The organism is Marinospirillum sp. (genome assembly GCF_014859565.1).
Window position 1 is genome coordinate 1 of record NZ_JACUUA010000432.1, and the last position, 1,549, is coordinate 1,549.

General features: G+C 48.1%; 1 protein-coding gene. It reads right to left on the reverse strand.

The genetic code is table 11. The annotated features are described in order from the left end of the window. Positions 1–33: 33 nt before the first annotated feature. Positions 34–1,461: an ISLre2 family transposase gene (locus IBX50_RS20525; protein ID WP_292258280.1), complete on the reverse strand. Its 1,428-nt coding sequence runs from the start codon at positions 1,459–1,461 to the stop codon at positions 34–36. Between the last annotated feature and the right edge of the window lie 88 nt (positions 1,462–1,549).

Below are 1,549 nucleotides of genomic sequence, written 5' to 3' on the forward strand. Positions count from 1 at the left end.
GTTTCTGTCAAGAATTTCCATATTTCCACACAATCAGAGAACTCCTCTAGGATGGACAATCTCTTTCAATACCTTTGCCCAGGGTCTTCCTGAATGGCATAAATGGATGGCAGGAACATCAGCTTGCAACCATTCTCCATAATCAATCTTTTTCTGATAAGTATTTTTCGGTTGGCAGCCATCATCACTTTTCATGAAAGGTTTGAAAGCGCCTAGTCTCAATTCTTCCTTGTGGCGGCATACCGCTAACATTGCTTTGACACCATCTAAGCGCCAGCTGCGACCACGGCCTTTCAGACGGCGTACCACAAGCTTATCGACATTCCCCTCAATCCCTCCAAGATTTCCTAATCCTGGCTGCAAATGAGACCGGCAATCCGGATCTAGCAGTCCATCCCTGTTGTTAATCAGATACTTGATAAAAGCCTTCATGCCATCAGCTTTCCTGGGTGGGGATTTAGCGACAACCGCCAACATTTCAGATAGAACCGTCTCGAGATCCCCTTCGCAAATCTTTCTGATCCAGGTTTCCGTTTTGTGGGTGTGTCCAAAGGCGCGTCGGGCATTACGATACAGGTGGTAGCGATCCAACACAAAAACCGTGGGCAACCCCAGTAAATCAAAACTCTGCTTGACCCAGCTATTCCCATCACCACCCACAACCATCTGAGCGGTTTTTGAAAGGTCATAGTGTTCATAAGCTGTCTTCAGGATCGTTTCCTGCCATTCCTGGCTGTTTTTGACGATTTTTGTGACCACAACCTTGTTTTCCAGGGCTTTTCGCCCCACACCAATCACTTTCTTGCCCGTATACATGACCCCTACCCGCACCTCGACCTTCTTTTTCGCTTCCCGCTGCAGTGGAACGAAGACACCATCACTCTCCCCATACAGCACTTTGGCCGGAACACGCCCGGGTTCCAATCTCGCTCCTTTCTCGAATACCTGCTCAAGCCTATCCTGCTCCTCTGCTTGAAGAGAGGCTCCCACTGCCCTGATCATCCGGCCGATCGTGCTATGACTGACATGGTTCCGGATAAGCCAGCTCAAAATATCAGCTGCTTCCCGGTAGGGGAGCTCGCTGGCCAAGTAACTACCTTTCTGCTGAACACCCAGGCTATAACGCCCATAAGGGTCAATGCCTAACACCTCGTCCACTGGCTTTCGCCTTTTACCTGTCGTGTCTTTATATACTCTGCGTTTGTACGTGACTGACCCAACACAGGTCATGATTGTTCGCTTCTCACGCCCAATGTTTTGCCAGCCTGTTGGTGCCGTTTCACGCAATCCATCATCGACCCCTTGCAGGATAGCTCCATACAGGGCTGTCCCCATGCTTTGCATACCCTGATTGATGACTTCATCCAGTTTCCCGCTAATCTGAATATCTACTTTACCCAAGTCAAATCTTTGCCCTGCTACTTCTGCGGTTATAATTAGTTTGACAGTTGAGGCTGTCATCTGAGAACTCCTTTCGACTTTTGCTTTGTCTGTTTTTAAGGAGTTCTCTCTTTTTGTCTAGTGAAATATGGAAATATGATACAGTATC